Source organism: Streptacidiphilus jeojiense (assembly GCF_000719095.1).
Lineage (GTDB): Bacteria > Actinomycetota > Actinomycetes > Streptomycetales > Streptomycetaceae > Streptacidiphilus > Streptacidiphilus jeojiensis.
The window spans coordinates 1-843 of sequence record NZ_JOEH01000098.1 but is presented as its reverse complement, the minus strand read 5'-3'; the positions used below and the strand labels follow the sequence as shown (position 1 = coordinate 843).

General features: G+C 67.0%; 1 pseudogene. It reads left to right on the top strand.

Annotated elements, in window-relative coordinates:
• Nucleotides 1–772 (top strand): annotated as a pseudogene (locus tag IF29_RS43020) (glucose-6-phosphate dehydrogenase); the annotation flags it as partial.
• Nucleotides 773–843: the final 71 nt, after the last annotated feature.

The following is an 843-nucleotide window of genomic DNA, read 5'->3' as shown; positions in this document are numbered from 1 at the left end:
CAGGAACTCAACCAGGTCGTGCACTCGGTCTTCCCGCGCGACGAGGTCTTCCGCATCGACCACTACCTGGGCAAGGAGACCGTCCAGAACATCCTGGCCCTGCGGTTCGCCAACTCGATGTTCGAACCGATCTGGAACCGCTCCTATGTGGACCACGTGCAGATCACCATGGCCGAGGACATCGGCATCGGCGGCCGCGCCGGCTACTTACCTGGAGGAGGAGGGCATCGACCCCCAGTCCACCACCGACACCTACGCCGCGGTGAAACTGGAGATCAACAACCGGCGCTGGGCCGGGGTCCCGTTCTACCTGCGCACCGGCAAGCGGCTGGGGCGGCGGGTGACCGAGATCGCGGTGGTCTTCCAACGCGCCCCCTACCTGCCCTTCGACTCCTCGGCGACCGAGGAGCTGGGGCAGAACGCCCTGGTCATCCGGGTCCAGCCGGACGAGGGGGTGACCATGCGGTTCGGCTCCAAGGTCCCCGGGACCTCGATGGAGGTCCGCGACGTGAGCATGGACTTCGCCTACGGCGAGTCGTTCACCGAGTCCAGCCCCGAGGCCTACGAACGGCTGATCCTGGACGTGCTGCTGGGCGACGCCAACCTGTTCCCGCGCCACCAGGAGGTCGAGGAGTCCTGGCGGATCCTGGACCCGATCGAGGCCTACTGGGACAAGCACGGCCGCCCCGCCGGGTACGAGTCGGGTACCTGGGGCCCGGCCGAGGCGGACGAGATGCTCGCACGAGACGGTAGGAGCTGGCGCCGGCCATGAAAATCGACCTCACGGACACCACCTCCAGCAAAATCAACTCCGGACTCGTCGAAGCCCGCAGAGCCATCGGC